This window comes from Mycobacterium shimoidei, from assembly GCF_900417275.1.
GTDB lineage: Bacteria > Actinomycetota > Actinomycetes > Mycobacteriales > Mycobacteriaceae > Mycobacterium > Mycobacterium shimoidei.
Genome location: NZ_UEGW01000001.1, coordinates 1,042,426 through 1,061,189, shown reverse-complemented (window position 1 = coordinate 1,061,189; position 18,764 = coordinate 1,042,426). Strand labels below are relative to the sequence as shown.

17 protein-coding genes are annotated in these 18,764 nt (G+C 63.2%); 8 read left to right on the top strand and 9 right to left on the bottom strand.

Going from position 1 to position 18,764, the window contains the following annotated elements; all coding sequences use genetic code 11:
* Positions 1-31: 31 nt before the first annotated feature.
* The 5 genes from rplI (at position 32) to MSP7336_RS05140 (ending at position 5,986) form a co-directional block, all read left to right on the top strand.
* Positions 32-490, top strand: a complete 459-nt coding sequence (rplI, locus tag MSP7336_RS05160) for a 50S ribosomal protein L9 (RefSeq protein WP_113963196.1) — start codon at positions 32-34, stop codon at positions 488-490.
* A 459-nt stretch (positions 491-949) separates the two neighbouring features.
* Complete coding sequence (gene dnaB, locus MSP7336_RS05155; protein ID WP_069394116.1) at positions 950-2,323, top strand: replicative DNA helicase; 1,374 nt, start codon at positions 950-952, stop codon at positions 2,321-2,323.
* A gap of 280 nt (positions 2,324-2,603) precedes the next feature.
* Positions 2,604-3,470, top strand: coding sequence for a LuxR C-terminal-related transcriptional regulator (locus tag MSP7336_RS05150; RefSeq protein WP_142706733.1), 867 nt, complete (start codon positions 2,604-2,606; stop codon positions 3,468-3,470).
* A gap of 158 nt (positions 3,471-3,628) precedes the next feature.
* Positions 3,629-4,861, top strand: coding sequence for an acyl-CoA dehydrogenase family protein (locus MSP7336_RS05145; protein WP_069394118.1), 1,233 nt, complete (start codon positions 3,629-3,631; stop codon positions 4,859-4,861).
* Complete coding sequence (locus MSP7336_RS05140; protein ID WP_113963195.1) at positions 4,862-5,986, top strand: acyl-CoA dehydrogenase family protein; 1,125 nt, start codon at positions 4,862-4,864, stop codon at positions 5,984-5,986.
* A gap of 32 nt (positions 5,987-6,018) precedes the next feature.
* Here the strand turns inward: MSP7336_RS05140 and MSP7336_RS05135 are convergent, their stop codons facing one another.
* Both MSP7336_RS05135 and MSP7336_RS05130 read right to left on the bottom strand, forming a co-directional pair.
* Positions 6,019-7,509 (bottom strand): bifunctional phosphatase PAP2/diacylglycerol kinase family protein, encoded by a 1,491-nt coding sequence (locus MSP7336_RS05135; RefSeq protein WP_113963194.1) that lies wholly within the window; start codon positions 7,507-7,509, stop codon positions 6,019-6,021.
* 56 nt (positions 7,510-7,565) lie between these two features.
* A complete protein-coding gene (locus MSP7336_RS05130) occupies positions 7,566-8,591 on the bottom strand; it encodes a fused (3R)-hydroxyacyl-ACP dehydratase subunits HadA/HadB (RefSeq protein WP_113963193.1) in 1,026 nt (341 codons plus the stop codon).
* A gap of 140 nt (positions 8,592-8,731) precedes the next feature.
* Here MSP7336_RS05130 and MSP7336_RS05125 point away from each other — a divergent pair, with 140 nt between their 5' ends.
* Positions 8,732-9,736 (top strand): glycoside hydrolase family 6 protein, encoded by a 1,005-nt coding sequence (locus tag MSP7336_RS05125; RefSeq protein WP_181786940.1) that lies wholly within the window; start codon positions 8,732-8,734, stop codon positions 9,734-9,736.
* A 20-nt stretch (positions 9,737-9,756) separates the two neighbouring features.
* The gene (locus MSP7336_RS05120) at positions 9,757-10,434 is read left to right on the top strand and encodes an NUDIX hydrolase (RefSeq protein WP_113963191.1); all 678 of its coding nucleotides are present in this window, start codon (positions 9,757-9,759) and stop codon (positions 10,432-10,434) included.
* 2 nt (positions 10,435-10,436) lie between these two features.
* Here the strand turns inward: MSP7336_RS05120 and MSP7336_RS05115 are convergent, their stop codons facing one another.
* From MSP7336_RS05115 to MSP7336_RS05095, 5 genes are all read right to left on the bottom strand, one after another.
* Complete coding sequence (locus MSP7336_RS05115) at positions 10,437-13,202, bottom strand: MMPL/RND family transporter (RefSeq protein ID WP_232320917.1); 2,766 nt, start codon at positions 13,200-13,202, stop codon at positions 10,437-10,439.
* 35 nt (positions 13,203-13,237) lie between these two features.
* A complete protein-coding gene (locus tag MSP7336_RS05110) occupies positions 13,238-13,681 on the bottom strand; it encodes an MmpS family transport accessory protein (protein WP_084226268.1) in 444 nt (147 codons plus the stop codon).
* A gap of 131 nt (positions 13,682-13,812) precedes the next feature.
* A complete protein-coding gene (locus MSP7336_RS05105; RefSeq protein WP_069394124.1) occupies positions 13,813-14,244 on the bottom strand; it encodes a hypothetical protein in 432 nt (143 codons plus the stop codon).
* 60 nt (positions 14,245-14,304) lie between these two features.
* Positions 14,305-15,681, bottom strand: a complete 1,377-nt coding sequence (locus MSP7336_RS05100) for an FAD-containing oxidoreductase (protein WP_069394125.1) — start codon at positions 15,679-15,681, stop codon at positions 14,305-14,307.
* A 4-nt stretch (positions 15,682-15,685) separates the two neighbouring features.
* Positions 15,686-16,051 (bottom strand): cupin domain-containing protein, encoded by a 366-nt coding sequence (locus MSP7336_RS05095; RefSeq protein ID WP_069394126.1) that lies wholly within the window; start codon positions 16,049-16,051, stop codon positions 15,686-15,688.
* Positions 16,052-16,159: 108 nt separating this feature from the next.
* Here MSP7336_RS05095 and MSP7336_RS05090 point away from each other — a divergent pair, with 108 nt between their 5' ends.
* Positions 16,160-17,044, top strand: a complete 885-nt coding sequence (locus MSP7336_RS05090) for a LysR family transcriptional regulator (protein ID WP_069394127.1) — start codon at positions 16,160-16,162, stop codon at positions 17,042-17,044.
* Here MSP7336_RS05090 and MSP7336_RS05085 read toward each other — a convergent pair.
* The gene (locus MSP7336_RS05085) at positions 17,005-17,703 is read right to left on the bottom strand and encodes a VldE C-terminal domain-containing protein (RefSeq protein WP_113964780.1); all 699 of its coding nucleotides are present in this window, start codon (positions 17,701-17,703) and stop codon (positions 17,005-17,007) included. The two genes, MSP7336_RS05090 and MSP7336_RS05085, sit on opposite strands and share 40 nt — an antisense overlap.
* A 126-nt stretch (positions 17,704-17,829) precedes the next feature.
* On the bottom strand, positions 17,830-18,717 hold the full coding sequence (locus MSP7336_RS05080) for a fructose bisphosphate aldolase (RefSeq protein WP_069394128.1): 888 nt from the start codon (positions 18,715-18,717) through the stop codon (positions 17,830-17,832).
* Positions 18,718-18,764 lie beyond the last annotated feature (47 nt).

Genomic DNA, 18,764 nt, shown 5'->3' with positions numbered 1-18,764 from the left:
CCGCGCTCCGCAGAACGGAAAGCATCCACAGATGAAGCTGATTTTGACCGCCGAGGTTGATCACCTTGGTTCCGTCGGCGACACCGTCGAAGTCAAAGACGGGTACGGACGTAACTACCTGCTCCCCCGTGGGCTGGCGATCATGGCGACGCGCGGCGCGCAAAAGCAGGCCGACGACATCCGCCGCGCTCGTGAGAGCAAGAAGGTGCGCGACATCGAGCACGCCAACGAGATCAAGGCGGCGATCGACGCGCTCGGCACGGTGTCGCTGCCCGTGAAGACTGCGGGTGACACCGGCAAGCTGTTCGGCTCGGTGACTGCCGGCGACATCGTCGCCGCGATCAAAAAGGCGGGCGGGCCCAACCTGGACAAGCGCATCGTGCGGTTGCCCAAGGGACACATCAAAGCCGTCGGCAGCCATTCGGTCACCGTGCAGCTGCACCCCGAGGTGGACGTCGAGCTCACGCTGGACGTCGTCGCGGAGAACTAGAACCCCGTCGAACCCTCAACCCGGCGCGAGGCTCGATGCCTTCGCCGGGTATGCGCGCTGCGCCGGCGAATTTTCCGCCACCAGCGAAGGTTGTGAACGTAACCGCCTGTTCACGCGCGCCAAAGCCCGCCGTCACGCAACACGCCCAAACCGGCAACCTGCACGACACGCCGAAGAGATTCTCATCCACATAAATTTCGTGTCGCTGTGGTCCGCTTATCTGCAGTAATGCCGCACCGTTCAACCCTGGTCCACAGGTTTTCCACACTCGCCCTAACACAGGTGCCGACGGATATGCACACGCGATGCACAGATTCATGAACAACCCAGTTTGGAGGGTGCACCAGCAACCTTTAGCGTCAACCGGGGCGTGGGCGGTGTCGGTGCATTGACTTAGCGTTCAAACAGCCGGATGTCGAATGCACGTTCGAGCCAGGTGCCGAAGGAGGTGGGGACCCTATGGCGGTGGTCGATGACCTCGGACAACCTGGCATGGACGTGCCCAGCGAGGACTTCGGCCGCCAACCACCGCAGGACGTCGCCGCCGAGCAGTCGGTGCTGGGCGGGATGCTGTTGAGCAAGGACGCCATCGCCGACGTTCTGGAACGACTGCGGCCCGGCGACTTTTACCGCCCTGCCCACCAGAACATCTACGACGCCATCCTCGATCTGTACGGGCGCGGGGAGCCCGCCGACGCGGTGACCGTGGCCGCTGAACTGGATCGCCGGGGCCTGTTGCGCCGGATCGGTGGCGCACCGTATCTGCACACCCTGATCTCAACGGTGCCCACGGCCGCCAACGCCGGCTATTACGCGGGCATCGTCGCCGAGAAAGCGCTGTTGCGTCGGCTGGTCGAAGCCGGCACCCGGGTCGTGCAGTACGGCTATGCCGGTGCGGAGGGCTCCGATGTGGCCGAGGTGGTCGACCGGGCCCAAGCCGAGATCTACGACGTCACAGATCGGCGGCTCTCCGAAGATTTCGTTGCGCTGGAAGACCTGCTGCAGCCGACCATGGACGAGATCGACGCGATCGCCTCCACGGGTGGGTTGGCGCGTGGGGTACCGACGGGGTTCACCGAACTCGATGAGGTGACCAACGGTCTTCACCCCGGGCAGATGATAGTTATCGCGGCTCGGCCTGGTATGGGAAAGTCCACTCTGGGACTCGATTTCATGCGGTCTTGCTCAATCAAGCATCGCATGTCGAGCGTCATCTTCTCGCTCGAGATGAGCAAGTCTGAGATCGTGATGCGACTGCTGTCCGCCGAGGCGAAAATCAAGTTGTCCGATATGCGTTCGGGCCGGATGAGTGATGACGACTGGACACGGCTTGCGCGCCGGATGAGTGAAATCAGCGAAGCGCCACTGTATATCGACGATTCGCCGAACCTGACCATGATGGAGATTCGCGCCAAGACAAGGCGGCTGAGTCAAAAGGCGAACTTGAAGCTCGTCGTGGTCGACTATCTGCAACTGATGTCGTCTGGCAAGAGATTTGAGTCACGCCAACAAGAAGTGTCCGAATTCTCCCGCAGCCTAAAGCTTTTGGCGAAGGAGCTGGAGGTCCCAGTGATTGCCATCAGCCAGCTCAACCGCGGTCCGGAGCAGCGCACAGACAAGAAGCCAATGTTAGCTGATCTACGTGAAAGCGGTGCCATTGAACAAGATTCGGACCTGGTCATTTTGCTGCATCGTCCGGATGCATTCGAACGTGACGATCCGCGTGGCGGCGAGGCGGACTTGATCCTTGCCAAGCACCGCAACGGTCCAACCAAAACGGTGACCGTCGCGCATCAGCTGCACCTGTCCCGATTCACCAACATGGCGAGGTAACTAGGCCAGCCGGTTGTAGGTTCTCAGATTCCTCTGCACTTTCTCAGTGTCGACTGCACTTGCTCTGCACTTTCTCAAGTTGGCTGCACCTTGCTGTGGGGCGGGCTGCCCTCGGTGATCCCAGGCCGACGAGAATGGAGCGCCGTGCTTCTCGCCGCCCTGGTTCTGACGGTTTGCTGCTCGCACACCGAGGCGCCGCCGCCCGCACCGCCCGGCGACGATCGGCCAACGCAATGCCCGTTACAGCGCGGTGCGCAAAGCGTTATCGCGGCTGCGCGGCGTGGACTCCGTCGAGCAGATGCTGGATCGCGCGCCGGTTGAACTGTGCCGGTGTGGATTCGACCGGGCCATCATCTCGCGGGTCGAGGAATCGACGTGGTGGGTGGAGGCGGTCCACGTCAACGGCGACCCCGAATGGGCTTGCGAAATCGCCCGGGTGGCACGCGAGCATCCGATGCGTATCGATCACCCGCTGGTCGAGTGCGAGATCATGCGCCGGCGCGCACCGGTTCTGGTCCCCGATGTGCAACGTGACCACCGCACCAATGCGGCGATCGGGCAGGCGTCGCTGTCACGGTCTTATGTCGCCGCGCCGATAATGCCCGACGGGCGGATCATCGGTTTGCTGCATGCGGACTGCTACAACAGCCGACGGCACGTCGATGAAGAGGACATGGCGGTGCTGTGGATGTTCGCCGAAGGCTTCGGCTATGCGTTCCAACGCACTGCGCTCAGTGAGCGGCTCCGCTCGGCGCGGAGCGAAATTCAGCGAATGGCGCGCGACATCGCCAGCGCCGCAGACAATTTGTGTACCGCGCAGACCGTGCTGGGCCGGCGGCGGCCGGTGAGCGAGCTTGGTACGCCGGCGCCGGTGGCTGCGTCACTTGCCCCCGGCTCCGGTATCGATTCGCTGCTGTCGCGACGCGAGATCGAGGTCGTCTCCCTGATGGCTCAAGGCAAGAGCAACGGCTCGATCGCCACCCATCTGGTGATCTCGGAGGGGACGGTCAAAACACACGTCAAGCACATCCTCCGGAAACTCAAGGCGTCCAACCGCGCCGAGGCGGTGTTTCGCTACATGCGGATGACCGCAGTGCACGGAACCCCACCAGCGATCTCTCACACACCTTCGGACATTGCGCCCTAACGGATTTCAGACAGCATGAGGACGCCGCGTGCTGCGCTCACGTCTCACCTGACCGCCATCAGCAATTGAGCTAACCCCGAACGAGCAAGCGATCTCCCGCGACCGCGATAGGCTCAGCCGGGTAACTACGCGCATCCGCCGACCCGGCAGGGGAAATTATGGATCTGCAGTGGTCAGAAGCTGACCGTGCATTCCAAGAGGAAGTTCGGGCTTTCCTCGACGCGAAGCTGACCCCGGAACTGCGGCGGGCGGGGCGTTTGATGACCAGCGTCTACGCCGATCACGAAGCGAGTATGGCGTGGCAGGCGATTCTGCATGAGCGGGGCTGGGCGGCGCCGGCCTGGCCGGTCGAGTACGGGGGCTGCGACTGGAGCCTCACCCAGCACTACATCTTCAACCGCGAGACGACGCTGGCCGGTGCGCCGACGCTGTCGCCGATGGGAATCGGGATGGTCGCGCACGCGATCATCAAATACGGCACCGACGCGCAGAAGGACTACTTCCTGCCCCGGATCCTGACCGGCGAGGTCTTCTTCTGCCAGGGTTACTCCGAGCCCGAGGCCGGCTCCGATCTGGCCGCGCTGTCGATGGCTGCCGTGCAGGACGGCGATGACCTCATATGCACCGGCAGCAAGATCTGGACCACCCATGCCGCCGAGGCGAATTGGATGTTCGCACTGGTGCGCACCTCCCGTACGAAGAAAAAACAGCAGGGCATCACCTTCGTGCTGATCGATATGACCTCGCCCGGCATAACCATTCGCCCGCTGGTGATGATCTCGGGCGAACAGATCCAAAACCAGGTGTTCTTCGACGAGGTGCGGGTGCCCAAAGCCAACGTCATCGGCGAGATCGATGACGGCTGGACAGTCGCGAAGTATCTGCTGGAGTTCGAGCGGGGCGGCGGTGCGGTGTCGCCGGCGTTGCAGGTGCTGGCCGAGGAGATCGGCGAAGCGGCAAAGACCCAACCTGGATCAGGCTCGGCCAGCCTTGCCGACGATCCAACCTTCAGGCACAAACTCGCTGATGCGCGTATCCGCGCCGAGGTGTTGGAGATTCTCGAATACCGAGTACTCGCCGCGGTAGCCGAGGGCCGCAACCCCGGTGCGTCGTCGTCGATGCTCAAGATCTTGGGCACCGAACTCAGTCAGACACTCACCGAACTCGCGTTGGAGGCGGCCGGGCCGCGTGGCCGCGCCTATCAACCGCATGCCACAGCGCCCGGAGGCCCGGTCGCCGAATACGAACCACCCGCTGACGGATACCTGTCGGGCGAGCCGTGGCAGGCTGTAGCGCCCTTGCGGTACTTCAACGACCGGGCGGGCTCGATATACGCCGGCAGCAACGAAATCCAGCGCAATATCCTGGCCAAGGCCGCATTGGGGTTATAGATGGACTTCGACCTCACCAACGAACAGCAACTCCTACGTGATGGAATCACCAAGTTCCTGGCCGCGCGGTATCACCTCGAGAGCAGCCGCGCAGCCGCCAAGACCGGTGCCGGTTGGCAACCCGATATCTGGCGTGGCTTTGCGACGGAGCTGGGCATCCTGGGCGCCACGCTGCCCGAAGAGGTCGGTGGAATCGGCGGCGGCCCCGTCGAACTCATGATCATCACCGAGGCGCTTGGTCACGCCTTGGTGATCGAGCCGTACGTCGACACCGTTGTCGTCGCCGGCGGGCTGCTGCACCGCGCGGGCGGCGAGGTGGCGAAATCTGTGCTGCAGCAGATCGTTGCCGGCGGCGCGGTGGTGGCGCTGGCCGCAGCGGAGGCGGATTCGGCTGATCGCTGGCAAGAGGTGTCGACCGTGGCCGAACCCGACGGCGATGGTTGGGTGTTGAACGGCTCGAAGATCATGGTCGTGGGCGCACCGCTGGCAACACAACTGCTGGTCACCGCGCGCACACCGGGCGTAGACGGAATCTCGTTGTTCATCACCGATGCTGACTCGGCCGGCATCGAGGTTCACCCGTACCGAACCATCGACGACCGTCGCGCCGCCGATGTCACCTTCAAAGATCTACGGCTTTCACCGGAGGCCCTACTCGGCGAGCAAGGCCAGGCAGGCCAATCGTTGGCCCGGGCGCGGGACGACGGTGCTGCGGCGGTTTGCTCCGAGGCAGTGGGCTGTATGCGAAAAGTGTTGGCGGACACTATCGAATACTGCAAGCAACGCCAGCAGTTCGGACAGCCGATCGGCCGGTTCCAAGTGCTGCAGCACCGCATGGTGGACATGTATATGGAACTCGAGCAGTCCGTCGCCGCCGTGTATCTGGCGATCCTCAATCTCGAGGCGGACGAAGCGACCCGTGCCCGCGCGGTATCGGCCGGCAAAGCGACCGTCGGACGCGCGGCACGGTTCATCGGTCAGCAAGCCGTGCAGCTGCACGGCGGGATGGGGATGACCGAGGAGCTGGCGATCGGTCACTACTTCAAACGCCTCACCGCAATTCAGTACGAGTTCGGCACCACCGACCAACACATCGCGCGGTACGCCGAGCTGACAGCGTCATAGCTGCTGCCGGAGCCGACGGCGCCGTCGCCTAGTTACGCAACCGCGCAAAATACCGGAAGTACCCGGTAACGCACCTTGAAAGTTGCTTTGCCGCACTCGATTCCGACCTCACCGTCGAGGGCTAACACCGTGGGACCATGCACGGGGGTGAACGTGAATTCCGGCACGTGCATCTCGTGATAGAGCGGGCTGCGAACCAGCCGGCCCAGCGCCAGCGCGACGAGGATGCGCAGTCGGCTCAACGTGCGGCCCGTCTCGAGGATGCGGACATCCATCAAGCCGTCGTCTAGCCGCGTTCGAAGCGACGGAGCGAAACCCGACGGCAGATAGGTCGAATTACCAAGGAAGAACAGCGATGTCTGCAGCGTCTTGTTGTCGTAGGAGATTGTCACTGGCTCATCGCGCCGCAGCGTGTGGAACATCGAGTAAAGGCTCGCCAGCGGCTTGCCGATCCTGTGCTCGAGTTTCTCGCGAGTCTGGACGAACTGCGGGTACGCGCCGATGCTGGCGGTGTTGACGACGATGTGGTCCTCGTTGAGGCACACCACGTCGACGCACGCAGCATCGCCTTTCTGGATGGCGGCGACGGTCTTGGCCACGCTGTCGCAGCCGATGTCCTTCGCGAAGTGGTTGAGGGTGCCGGCCGGGAAAACCGCCAGCGGAACCCCGGCCTCGATGGCGACGCCCGCCGCGCATGACACGCTGCCGTCGCCGCCCCCGACAGCGAGCACCTCCGCTCGGTCGGCCGCCGCGCGCAGTGCCGCCTCGAGACTGTCGTCCTCGGCCGGCGTGACGATCTCGGCTGCGGGCAGCGCCTCGCGCACCTCGTCGCGGAGACGCGCTCCCGCCCCGGTGCCGGAGGCCGGATTGATCACCAGCACCACGCCGGCTCCATCGGGACGTGCCGGGGTGTCGAGCCGGAGCGGGTCCGCGGTCGGAATCTTCGTCGGCACGGTCGGCGGCACGATCCGCGCACCCAGCACCGCGATCGCTGCGCCGATGCCGAAGCCGGCGAACACATCGCCCGGATAGTGTGCTCCGGTAGCGACGCGGGACAGTCCCACCAGTCCGGCAAGTAGTGCGGTCCCCAGTCCGAGCAGGGGGTTCTCCAGTCCGACGCTGACGGCAAACGCGGCGGCGCTCGCGGTGTGGCCGGACGGTAGCGAGTTGGACGTGGGGATTCGTGTGCTCTGCCTGCCAAGCGGCACCAATAACCGGTTCGGCCGCGGACGCTTCCAGGCCCGCTTGGCGAGTTGGTTAGTGAAGGCACTGGTGACGGCGAGGGTTGCGACGCCGCGAACCGCGCCGCGCCGCGAAGCGCGATGCCCCGATGCGGCCAACACGGCGGCGATCGCCAACCACAGCTTCGAATGGTCCGCCGCCCGGGTCAGTCGCGGCATCACTGCGTCGAGCAGGGGACTGGGCGATTCGGCGACGGCTTCGAACACCTCACGGTCCAGCGTGCCCAAGCCCTCGCCGATCTGGCGGATACCGCGAAGACTCCGAGTGCGTAGCAAGTCCATGCCGCCAACTTAACCGCGCCTCTGTGTCTCGCAGGCAAAGCGGCCGAAGTCGGAGTTCAGCGGAAGCGGACGTTCACTGTCGCCAGACCGAAGATCTTCCGGCCGCCGGACTTCGCGCCGACAATGACCACACCGCTGCGGGTCGCCGGATCCAACGACTTGATCTTGCCGCTGAATTCGATGTCTGCGCCCTCGGCGGCCGACACGATCGCGGGCGCGGAGAGTCGCACCGCGTAACGGGTGACCGCACCGGGATCACCCGACCATGCCGAGACGAATCCGGCGCCCAACCCCATGGTGAGCATTCCGTGCGCGATCACGTCGGGCAGCCCGGCCAGCTTGGCGATGTTCTCGTCCCAGTGGATCGGGTTGGCGTCACCGGCTACACCGGCATAGTTCACCAAGTCGCCTCGCGACAGTCGCGCGTGGTGCGTTGGTAGCTCGTCGCCGACATGCACGTCGTCGAAGCTCGGCGTCCCTGGCACGCGGGTCATGCCTGCGTCGGCGATCCGAATCTCCGCCTCGGGACGCACAGTCTTGTGATACTCGGATTCGCCGACTCCGAAGATGTCCACGTCGTGCATCATCATCTTTTGCACGGCCGTCTTGATTCCCGGACCGACATCCTCGTTGGTGAGGCCGACGACGGTGGTGTGCAGGGTGTGCACCCGCTCACCGGCGGTGTCGGTGAACGTGTTGGTCACGGTGATCAGGTCTCTGCCGGCGATCCTGCGCACCGATGTCAGCTCGACGTCGACCCGCAGCTCGTCGCCGGCGACAATCGGGCGGTGTTGCTCGAACACCTCTTCGGTCTGCATGTACGTGTCGTAGCCGACGACCACGTCTTCGAACATGCGGCGATTGCACGTCATGCCGGGGGTGGACGTGAACGTCAGCGGCGCCACCAGGTCCGAATATCCCAGTTCGGCGGCAGCGGCGACATCCCAGTGCGCCGGGTGATAGTCCTGCACGGCCCGGGCGTACTCGCGGAGCTTCTCGCGGCCAACCAGATAGGGGAGGTCCATCTGGTAGTAGTGACCGACCCGCGATTCGAGCGCCGACGTCTCTGCTGCTGTGGTCATGAATGTGCTCAGCTCTTCTCTTCGGCTCGTTCGCTGTGGCCGACCAAAGCACACTAGCCTGCCGGATACCAGGGCGACACCAGCCGATGCGTTCGGTAATTGACGCCGGACGTTTTGATGCACTAATTTTCCGGGGCGTGATGCTCTCGGTTGCCGCCCAACTGGCGCGCTGGATCGCCCCTTTACTGACAATTGCCACCATTGCCGGCCCGGGTCTTCTTTCCGGCGCGGCGCAAGTCGGGCCCGCTCCGAAAATTCGTCTGGCCTCTGACGATGCGAACCCGTTGGCTGGAGCGCCGTTCTACGTCAATCCCGCCTCGGCGGCCATGCGCGCCGCGCAAAAGGCCGATCCGCCGAGTCCTGAGTTGACCGCCATCGCTAACACGCCGCAGGCGTACTGGATTGTTCCGGGCGGTTCGGCGGGCACGGTCGGGAAGTACGTCGGCCACGCGCAGGCTGCCGGTGCCATCCCGGTGCTGGCGATTTACGGAATCCCGCACCGCGACTGCGGCAGCTTCGCTGCGGGTGGCATGGGCTCGGCCGCCGAATACCGTGGCTGGATCGACGGCATCGCCGCCGGCGTGGGCGGCTCGCGGGTGGCGATCGTGCTCGAACCCGATGCGTTGGCCATGGCCGACTGTCTGTCGGCTGATCAGCGCCAAGAACGCTACGACTTGATTCGTTACGCGGTCGACACGCTGACCCGCAACCCGAACGCGGCGGTGTACGTCGACGCCGGGCATCTACGCTGGCACAGCCCCGAGGACATGGCCGCCAGGCTCAACCAGGTCGGTGTGGACCACGCGCGGGGTTTCAGCGTCAACGTTGCCAACTTCTACACCACCGAGGACGAAATCGGTTACGGCGAGGCGATTTCGGGGCTCACCAACGGATCGCATTACGTGATCGACACGTCGCGCAACGGTGCCGGCCCAGCGCCCGACTCCGAACTCAGCTGGTGCAACCCAAGTGGTCGAGCGCTGGGCACGCCGCCTACCGCGGCTACCGCGGGTGCGCGCGCCGACGCGTACTTGTGGATCAAACGTCCCGGCGAATCGGACGGGTCATGCGGCAAAGGCGATCCACCGGCGGGCAACTTCGTGAATCAGTACGCCATCGAGCTGGCCCGCAACGCGCACCACTAACTGCTGTATATGGTCGAGCAGTGACGATCACGTACGACGATGCGCTGCGCGACCGGATCCGTGCACACTTAGCCGGCCACGACCGCCGTGCCGTGACCGATCCGACCAAGAGACATGCGGCCGTTGCAGTAGTGCTGGTCGACTCCGAGGCAGACGAGGAGCCGATGCCGGAGGCCGGCCTGGGGCGTCGTATGGTCGGCGTATCGGGTGGTGCGGCATTTTTGCTGTGCCGCAGAGCATCTCGCCTCACTTCGCATCCCGCACAGTGGGCGCTGCCCGGCGGCCGCCTCGACCCTGGCGAGAAGCCCGTCGTCGCCGCGCTTCGAGAGTTGAACGAAGAGCTCGGTATCTGCTTGGCCGACTCGGCCGTACTAGGCCTGCTCGACGACTACCCGACGCGATCCGGATACGTCATCACACCGGTGGTGATCTGGGGCGGCGGCCGACTGGATCTGAAACCTGCGCCCGACGAGGTAGTGGCGGTTTACCGAGTGGGGCTCTCCCAGCTGCAACGCGACGATTCACCGCGATTCATCGCCATCCCGGAGAGCCCGAGACCGGTCGTGCAAATCCCGTTGGGCGACCACCTCATCCACGCACCGACGGGTGCTGTGCTGTTGCAACTGCGGTGGCTGTGTCTGGAAGGTCGCCACGATCGCGTCGACGAACTCGAGCAACCGGTGTTCGCCTGGAAGTAGGTTCACACCGGACGCGACCGTACCAGTGTCGGCCACCAGAACCACGGGCCCAGGATTCGCACGATGCACGGCACGATGAACGAACGCACGACCAGCGTGTCTAGCAGCAGGCCAATACACACGGTCGACCCCACCTGACCGATGGTGCGCAGATCGCTGGTGAGCATTGCCAGCATGGTGATTGCGAACACCAACCCCGCGGATGTCACTACAGCCCCGGTGCTTCCGAGTGCGCGGATGAGACCGGTGTTCAGCCCGGCGTGAAGCTCCTCTTTGACTCGGACGATCAGCAGGAGGTTGTAGTCCGAACCGACCGCCACCAGGATGATGAACGTGAGCGGCATTACCAGCCAGTGCAGGGGTAGGCCGACGAGGTGTTGCCAGACGAGTATGGACAGCCCGAATGCGCCGGCGTACGAGAACGCCACCGTGCCGGGAATGACCAAGGCGGCCATCAGGCTTCGCGTGAGGAACAACATGATCAGGAAGATCAGCACGAAGGCGGCGATCGCCACGATAAGCAGATCCGATGCGGCGTATTCTTTGATGTCCTTGTCGTTGGATCCTGAGCCGCCGATGTAAACCCGCGCGCCGGCCACCGACGTCTCTTTCAAGATCGTGGTTATCGCCGTGGGGAATTGTTCGACGTGCTCTACGCCTTCGGGTCCCATGGCGTTGCCCTCGTGGGTGACGATGAACCGAGCGGCCTTGCCGTCGGGTGACATCAGCAGCTGCATGCCGGTCTTAACGTCGTCGTTGTCGAAACCTTCACGGGGAATGTAAAAGAAGTCATCGCTGCGAGACCGGTCGAAGTCAAGCCCGACATTGATCAGATCATCGAATGTCTGGTCGGTCTGCGTGGACTGCAACGCCGACTGTCCATAGGTGCTGACCAAAAGAGCAGCCAACGCCTCCGAGTCGTCAGCAGTGAGTTTCAGCTGTGTGATGACTTGCGGCAGCAGCTTGTCCAGCGCCTCGAGGGAGGTCCTGGCGTCCTTGATATCGGCGGCCAGGTGGTCGATGTTGTCGAGGCCGTCGAAGAGTGATCTGAACGCCCAGCAGATGGGGATGTCGAAACAGTGCTTCTCCCAATAGAAATAGCTCTTGATCGGCCGGAAGAAGTCGTCGACGTTCGAGATTTCCTGGTTCATCTCGTCGGTGATCTGTTGGAGATCGGCGACCGTGAGAGCCGTCTTGTGCAACTCGTCTGACATCCGTTCAAAGAAGACGATCTCTTTACGCAAGACTTCGACAGTGTGCGCCGTGATCTGTGCCTGCATGTCGGTATTGGCGTTCTGCTGCTTGTTGAACGGGAGCTGTTGGCCGTTTCCGCTGCCCTGCGTGGTGAACAGGTAGGGCAGCGTGGCGTGTTCCAGCGGCCGGCCCAGGGGCCTGGTGATGCTTTGCACCATCGCGACGCCGGGAAGACGAATGAGACTCTTGGCCACTCGGTCTAACGAGATGAAGTCAGCCGAGTTTCGCATGTCGTGATCCGTCTCGATCATCAGCATCTCGGAGAACAGCTTGCTCTGCGGGAAGTGTCGATCCGCCGCGGCGAAACCCTGATTGGCGGGGGCGTTGTGCGGTTGGTACTGACGGTCGTCGTAGTTTTGCCGGTATGTCGGCACGAAGATCGCCCCGAGCATGACCGCAGCAGCACTGGCCGTGAGGATCGGCACCGGCCACCGCACCACGCTCGCCCCGATCCGCCGGTACAACGTCGCCTTAGCCTGTTGCCTCGGGTCGAAGAGCCCGAAGGCGCTGCCCACGGTCAAGATGGCCGGGCCGAGCGTCAACGCTGCCGCGATGGTGAACAGCATGCTGATCGCCACAGCCGGCCCCATGGTGTGGAAGTAGTTGAGCCGCGCGAACGTCAGGCAATAACACGCCCCGGCGATCGTCAGCCCCGAACCGAGGATGATGGGTGTCACACCCTTGTAGGCGGTGTAGAACGCGTCTTCTCGACTTTCGCCGGACTGTCGCGCCTCGTGATAGCGGCCCATCAAGAAGATCCCGTAATCGGTCCCCGCGCCCAGGGTCAGCGCCACCAGGATGTTCACCGCGAACGAGGACAGTTCGATGTACCCCAGATGCCCGAGGGTTGCGATAACCCCTTTCGCGACCAGCATCTCGATCAGAACGCCGAGCAAGGGCACCAGCACGTTGGCGATGGAGCGGTACACCAGCAGCAACATCACGACGATGAGGCAGATCACCACGATCGTGATGTTGTTCAAGCTCGAATTGGCAATAGCCACCGTGTCCGAGGCGAGCGGTGCCGCGCCGCTGACGTAGACCTTGAGTCCGGGCGGTGCGGGATCTTTGGCGACGATATCCCGAACGGCGGCAACGGATTTGTTGGCTTCCATCTGGCCGATGTCGCCCGCCAGACGCAACAGCACGTACGCGGCCTTGCCGTCGACGCTTTGTGCCCCTGCCGCGGTGATCGGTTTCCCCCACAGATCCATGACGTACTGCACGTGCTGGGTGTCTTGCTTGAGTCGGCGCACCAAATCGTCGTAATAGCGGTGGTCCGCATCACCCAACGTGCGGCCGGCTTCCAACACGAGCATGGTCAAATTCGTCGAGTTGGACTCCTGGAACTTCTCACCGATGCGCAGCAGCGCCCGCTGCGACGGTGCGTAGTGCGGGACCATCGGGCCCGCGAGCTCCTCTGCGACGCGCTCGACCTGTGGCATAAACGTGTTCGTCGACACGGCGAGAAGCGCCCAAAACGCGATGATCGGTATCGCGAGGAGGCGGATTATTCTGGGGACGAGAGGCCGTCTCGCCCGATGCTCGCTCACGCGGACTTCACCCGGCACATGACGTGCGCATCCTCATGGTTGTCCGACTGTTCGTCGCGGACAATGCCATTCACCAGCATCCGGCAGCCGAGCTGACCACCATGAACCTGCGCCGAGATGCTGCCGGATACCACGGTGAGCGTCGTCGTCTCGGTGTGCGACCACGGCAACGTCGTCAGGTCAACCTGATGCGGATGCCCGTCGATGTCCAGGTAGACGAGCATCCCGCCGTCACCGACCGAACCGAACAGCTCGTAGGTGAGTTCTTTGGGCGTGGTCTGTTCCGGTGCGGCCGGGCCGTTGACCGTGATGACGGGCGGGGGAGCGGAGAACTGATGCACCTTCCACATGCCCACGGCTCCCGCGCTGACGGCAACGACGGCCACCAATGGCATCCACGTCCGCGCCAACACGGTCCTGCCGACTGAACGGGGGCTCACTCGATCGCCTTTCAGAACCCGGTCTCACACCTCACGTTTTCGAGAAGGCCGCTCCTATATCAATGTGCTTGACATAGGAACGCAAAGAGACTACCAGCCCAGGTTCAAAACCCGGACACGAGGTATCGGAGTCACTTCAAGATGACGTCTGCCAGGCGTCCCTTCAACCTGGCGCTGATGAGCATCCGAATGGTGAAGTTTGTCGCCGCCAACATGGGAAACACCCCGAGGAACGTCCGCTCGGAGGGCGTCGCTCCGTGCAATTGTTCAAGGCTGCCGAAGACGAAGAAGCATCCCACCGAGAAGAGGGCACCGGGGATGGCGTAGGCCATCAAGGAGCTGCGGTCGGTAACGACTTGCCGCGCATACTCCAATTCATCCCGCGACATAGCTTCGCGTTTGCGCAACTTGGCCACGACGGCTTTGGAGCTTCCGATTTGTTCGCCGATCGGGCTTGTCGGTCGACGCAGCAACCGGTTTACGAAGACGGTGGCGACGGCGGCAAACACCAGTACCAGTACGAACGAGAGCAAGGTCAAATAGCCATACAAACCCGAAACCATCGCTCGCGCCTCCTTCGCTTTGCGGTCGAACTTAGCGCATCGCTCGGCCGAAGCGATCGGTTACTGCAGTGGGTGCATCTCCTGCAGCACGGTCGGCACCAATTCGCTGACGGTCGGATGAATATGCATGGTGCGTGAGATTGCGGTGTAGGGCTTCTTCGCGGTCATGATGTCGATGATGGAGTGGATGACTTCATCACCTCCGACTCCGAGGATCGCGGCGCCGAGGATCTGTTCGGTTTCAGCGTCAACGACCACTTTCATGAAACCCTGGGTTTCGCCCTTCTCCACGGCGCGTCCGACTCGCGTCATCGGGCGCTTGCCCACCAAGGCTTTTCGGCCCGATCTGCGAACTTCGTCGGCTGTCATGCCAGCCCGGCCCAGCGGGGGATCGATGTAGAGCGCGTAGGAGGGAACACGGTCGCTGACCCGGCGTGGCACACCGTCGAACACGCCGTTGTTGGCCGCGACGATCTCGAAATCGTTGTATGCGGTGTGGGTGAACCCGCCGCGGCCGTTGCAGTCGCCCATCGCCCAAATATGCTCCACACTTGTGTGCAGTTCGTCGTCGACGACGACGTATCCCCGGCTGTCGGTTTCGACGCCGGCGTTCTCCAAGCCGAGGTCATCGGTATTCGGGCGCCGGCCTACCGCCATCAGCAGGTGCGTCCCGGCAATGGGCGGTGCGCCATCGCGCGGTGTCACTTCGAATCCGTTGTCACGCTTGGTGAATCGAACATCGTCGGCGTCGACGATGACGTAGACGCCCTCGCCCTCCAGGATCTCACGGATCGCGGCGGAGACGTCTTCGTCCTCGCGTGGGATCAGCCGCGGAGCCTTTTCGATAACCGTGACGTGTGCCCCGAACCGCCGGTACATCTGGGCGAACTCGAGCCCGATGTAGCTACCGCCGACGATGACGAGATGCTCTGGCACCGCGTCGAGTTCGAGGATCCCGACATTTGTCAGATAATCGATGTCGGAAAGTCCCGGCATGTCGGGCACTGCCGCCCGTTCGCCGACATTGAGGTAGATCTTGTCGGCCGCGAGCAGCCGCTCGTCGACTCGGATCTCATGAGACCCTTCGAACCTGGCATGGCCACGGATGAAGGTGAGTCCCTGCATACTGGCTAGCCACGACTCGACGCTATGACGGTCGTCGCCGGAGACCCGGTCTTTGCGCGCCTTGACTTTGGCCATATCAACGGTGATCTCACCGGTTCCGACGCCATAGTCAGCGCCGCGGCGCGCGACATGGGCGGCGTGCGCGCTCGCCACCAGTGTCTTGGTCGGGATGCAACCGTAGTTGACGCAGGTGCCTCCGACCAGGTGGCGCTCGATCAATGCCACCTTCTGTCCGGCGTCGGTCAGCCGCGCGGCCAGAAACGGGCCCGCCTGACCGGCGCCCACAATGATCGCGTCGAAATTTTCCGCCATCGGTCTAGTCGGTCGCCACATGCGGCGGGTCGTAGATGACGAGAAAGACGAGGTCGTCGTCGCCGGTGTTGACCAAGCTGTGCTCGTCGTTTGCCGGAACCTTGACCAGCGTGCCCGGCTTGGTCTGCCAACTCTGATCGCCGATCTGCACGCGGCACGTGCCCGTCAAGAAGTAGAACGCGTGGTTGTAGTCATGGTGATGAGGTGTGGATCCGCCACCCGGGCCGAACTTGGTCAGTTGGGCGCTGAACAGTGTCGAGTAGTCGGTCCCGACGAGTTCCTCGCTGATCCAGAAGCTTTCCCCGAGATTGGTTTCGTGCCACACGATGTCTTCCGGTGCGAACACTTTCGGCAATGTGCCTTGATTCATTCCAAATCGTCCTTTCGTGCACTTGTATGATGACTCAAACGTTTTGAAAGGCCAACTCTTCATAACTCAGTTGCTATGCAACGATCACCTTGGCGATATGGAGGGTCGATGACGACCTTGTCGCAGCTCAAGACGTTCATCACGGTGGCCGAGCAGGGTGGTTTCACGGCGGCGAGCCGGCGCCTCGGGTTAACGCAGCCGGCTGTCAGCCGCACCATCGCCACGCTGGAAAAAGAGCTCGGCTTGCCGTTGTTCGTTCGCCGCCGCGAGGGGCTAGTGCTGACCGAAGCCGGCTCTGTGGCCCTTGCACATGCCAGAGAAGCGGTTCATCACCTGACGTTGATGCATACCGAAGTTGCCGGCTTGGCCGGTGACATCACCGGGACGCTGTATCTGGCGAGCATCCCGACGGCGACTGCCACTCTCGTTGCTCCGCAGCTGCAGACCTTCGCGCAACGGCATCCGGCCGTCAGCATTCGATTGCTCGAAGGCAGCGAGGAAGAGGTCCGCGACTGGCTCGATCAGGGCGCCGCCGAGGCTGGGGTGGTCCGGTTGCCGATCAAGGGGCTTGAGGTCGCGGCGCTCGGTGACCAGGAGATGGTGGCGGTCGTGCCGGCGAGTAGCCGGCTGGCGTCGAAGGACACCATCACCTATCCCGAGTTGGCCGAGGAGCCTTTTGTCCGCGGCCACGGTGGCTGCGCCGATGTGTTCATGCCCATCGCGCGGCAGGCCGGGGTCGCGTTCGACGTCGCCTTCGACGCTCGCGAGATCGCGGCGGCGCTGGAGATCGTGCGCGCGGGACTAGGGGTGAGCATCTTGCCGCGCGCCGGCCTGCCCGACGTACCCGGCGTCGCGGTGCGCGCGCTGATCCCAAAGACGGTGCGGCATCTCGGTATTGCCATCTCCGCCAGCGCGTCAGCGGCCGCGCGCGCGTTCCTCGAGCAGATCGCCGTTCAGTCCGGCGGCGTGGGGCTCATCGAGCCGATGAAATAGGTTTCGTGCCCGGTGGGGTATCCGCCGCCGTTGGTGGCGATATGAACATGGTCGTAGTGGTTGAGGGTTTCGGAACCGTAGTCGGCCGTCCAGCTTCCCCCGCCGACGCCCGGATAAATCTTCTGGCGCCAGATCACGTGATTGACGCCCCAGCGCTTCGCGTTCGCCAAGGCATACCCAGCGATTTGGTTGCCGAGCTCGATGCCTTCGGGGCTGTGGTAGTTGGGGATCATCACGTCGATCGCCAGCCCGTTGGGATGCCACTTCAGCGCGTCCTGCCGGAATCCGCCGATGGTGGTGATCTGCGGGAACAACACACTGATTGCGCGGGCTGCCCAGATCGTCTTCACCTGCAGACCTTCCTCGGGTGCGACACCGGCGGGCAGCGCGATCTGGAAATTCTGGGCAGCCAGCGGCGCGTTGGCATCTGCCGCGAGCGCTTCCACCTCCGCGGGGGTGGCAATGTGCGGCTGCGCGGGATGAACCGGAGGCGGCGGGCTAGTCGGAACAGCGGTGGGGCTGGGCGGTGCACCGATGTGAGCGTTGACGCAGCACGGCGGCTCTGCGCGTTGGGCGTAAAGCATTCCAGCCGACGCGATGAGCGAGGCCACTATTGCCAGCCAGCGGCCACGGCCATTGGCTAACACGTTCGTGCGCACGAACAGCACCTTAATGCCGTGCACGATGCGTCGCGGCAATCTCTACAATTCCTCAGTCGTCTAGTACAGCGGTACAAACCGGCTGTCAGCCACGAAAGAGCTTACGTCCCCGCGTAAACGACGCCACTAGGTGATGGACGCCGCGTAGATCTGCTCGATGTTTGATCGGAGCTTCTCGTCGAATTCCGCATCCGTCTGGTCGGCGCTCAAGCCCTCGGTCAAGGCTCGCGAGAAGCTCGCGATGAGGTGGTGATTGCGGGCCAGGATCGTGCAACTGTCGGCGAGGCTGTAGCCGCCGGACAAGGCGACCACCCGCAGCACCCGGGGATGCTCGATCAACGGCGCGTAGAGGTTGTCTTCATCTGGCAGGGTCAGTTTGAGCATGTACTGGGTGCCTTCGCTCAGCTCGTCGAGCTTCGCCTTCAGTGCCGCCACCAGCATGCTGTCAGCTTTGGCCTTGTCGGGGCATTTGATGCTCACCTCCGGCTCCAAGATCGGCATGAGGCCCCGCTCGGCGATTTTGTGTCCGTACTCGAACTGCTGGTCGACGATGGCTCGGATGCCCTGCTCGTTCGGCTCTTGAATGAACGACCGCATCTTGGTGCCGAATACGCCCTTATCGACAGCTCGGTCAAGCAGGGAGTCGAGCTTGGTCATCGGCTTCATCAGCTGCACGCCGTTGTCGACGTCGCTGAGCCCCTGGTCGACCTTCACGAACGGGACGATGTGCTTTTGCTTCCACAGGAATGCCACCGTGTCCTCGCCGTTGATGGTGCGGTCCATCGTCTGCTCGAAAAGGATGGTTCCCAGTATTTTGTCGCCGGAGAAGCTCGGGCTCGACATCAGCCGCTCACGCATCTGATGGATGAGATCGAACATCTTTTCTTCGGTGTCATAGGCGTCCTCGGGAATGCCATACAGCTTGAGAGCCTTTGGGCTGCTGCCACCGCTTTGGTCCAGCGCAGCGATGAAGCCCTGCCCGGACGCCATCACGTTGAGTTGTTCCTGGTTCACGGCAGTCCTTCCTCTTTCTCGATCGGGCCGAAAACCTGCGGCCACCA

What these genes read in the sequence shown, in the direction of transcription:
- rplI (WP_113963196.1), top strand. Translation starts at nt 32, where the DNA reads ATGAAGCTGATTTTGACCGCCGAGGTTGATCACCTTGGTTCCGTCGGC.
- dnaB (WP_069394116.1), top strand. Translation starts at nt 950, where the DNA reads ATGGCGGTGGTCGATGACCTCGGACAACCTGGCATGGACGTGCCCAGC.
- MSP7336_RS05145 (WP_069394118.1), top strand. Translation starts at nt 3,629, where the DNA reads ATGGATCTGCAGTGGTCAGAAGCTGACCGTGCATTCCAAGAGGAAGTT.
- MSP7336_RS05140 (WP_113963195.1), top strand. Translation starts at nt 4,862, where the DNA reads ATGGACTTCGACCTCACCAACGAACAGCAACTCCTACGTGATGGAATC.
- MSP7336_RS05135 (WP_113963194.1), bottom strand. Translation starts at nt 7,509, where the DNA reads ATGGACTTGCTACGCACTCGGAGTCTTCGCGGTATCCGCCAGATCGGC.
- MSP7336_RS05130 (WP_113963193.1), bottom strand. Translation starts at nt 8,591, where the DNA reads ATGACCACAGCAGCAGAGACGTCGGCGCTCGAATCGCGGGTCGGTCAC.
- MSP7336_RS05125 (WP_181786940.1), top strand. Translation starts at nt 8,732, where the DNA reads ATGCTCTCGGTTGCCGCCCAACTGGCGCGCTGGATCGCCCCTTTACTG.
- MSP7336_RS05105 (WP_069394124.1), bottom strand. Translation starts at nt 14,244, where the DNA reads ATGGTTTCGGGTTTGTATGGCTATTTGACCTTGCTCTCGTTCGTACTG.
- MSP7336_RS05100 (WP_069394125.1), bottom strand. Translation starts at nt 15,681, where the DNA reads ATGGCGGAAAATTTCGACGCGATCATTGTGGGCGCCGGTCAGGCGGGC.
- MSP7336_RS05095 (WP_069394126.1), bottom strand. Translation starts at nt 16,051, where the DNA reads ATGAATCAAGGCACATTGCCGAAAGTGTTCGCACCGGAAGACATCGTG.
- MSP7336_RS05090 (WP_069394127.1), top strand. Translation starts at nt 16,160, where the DNA reads ATGACGACCTTGTCGCAGCTCAAGACGTTCATCACGGTGGCCGAGCAG.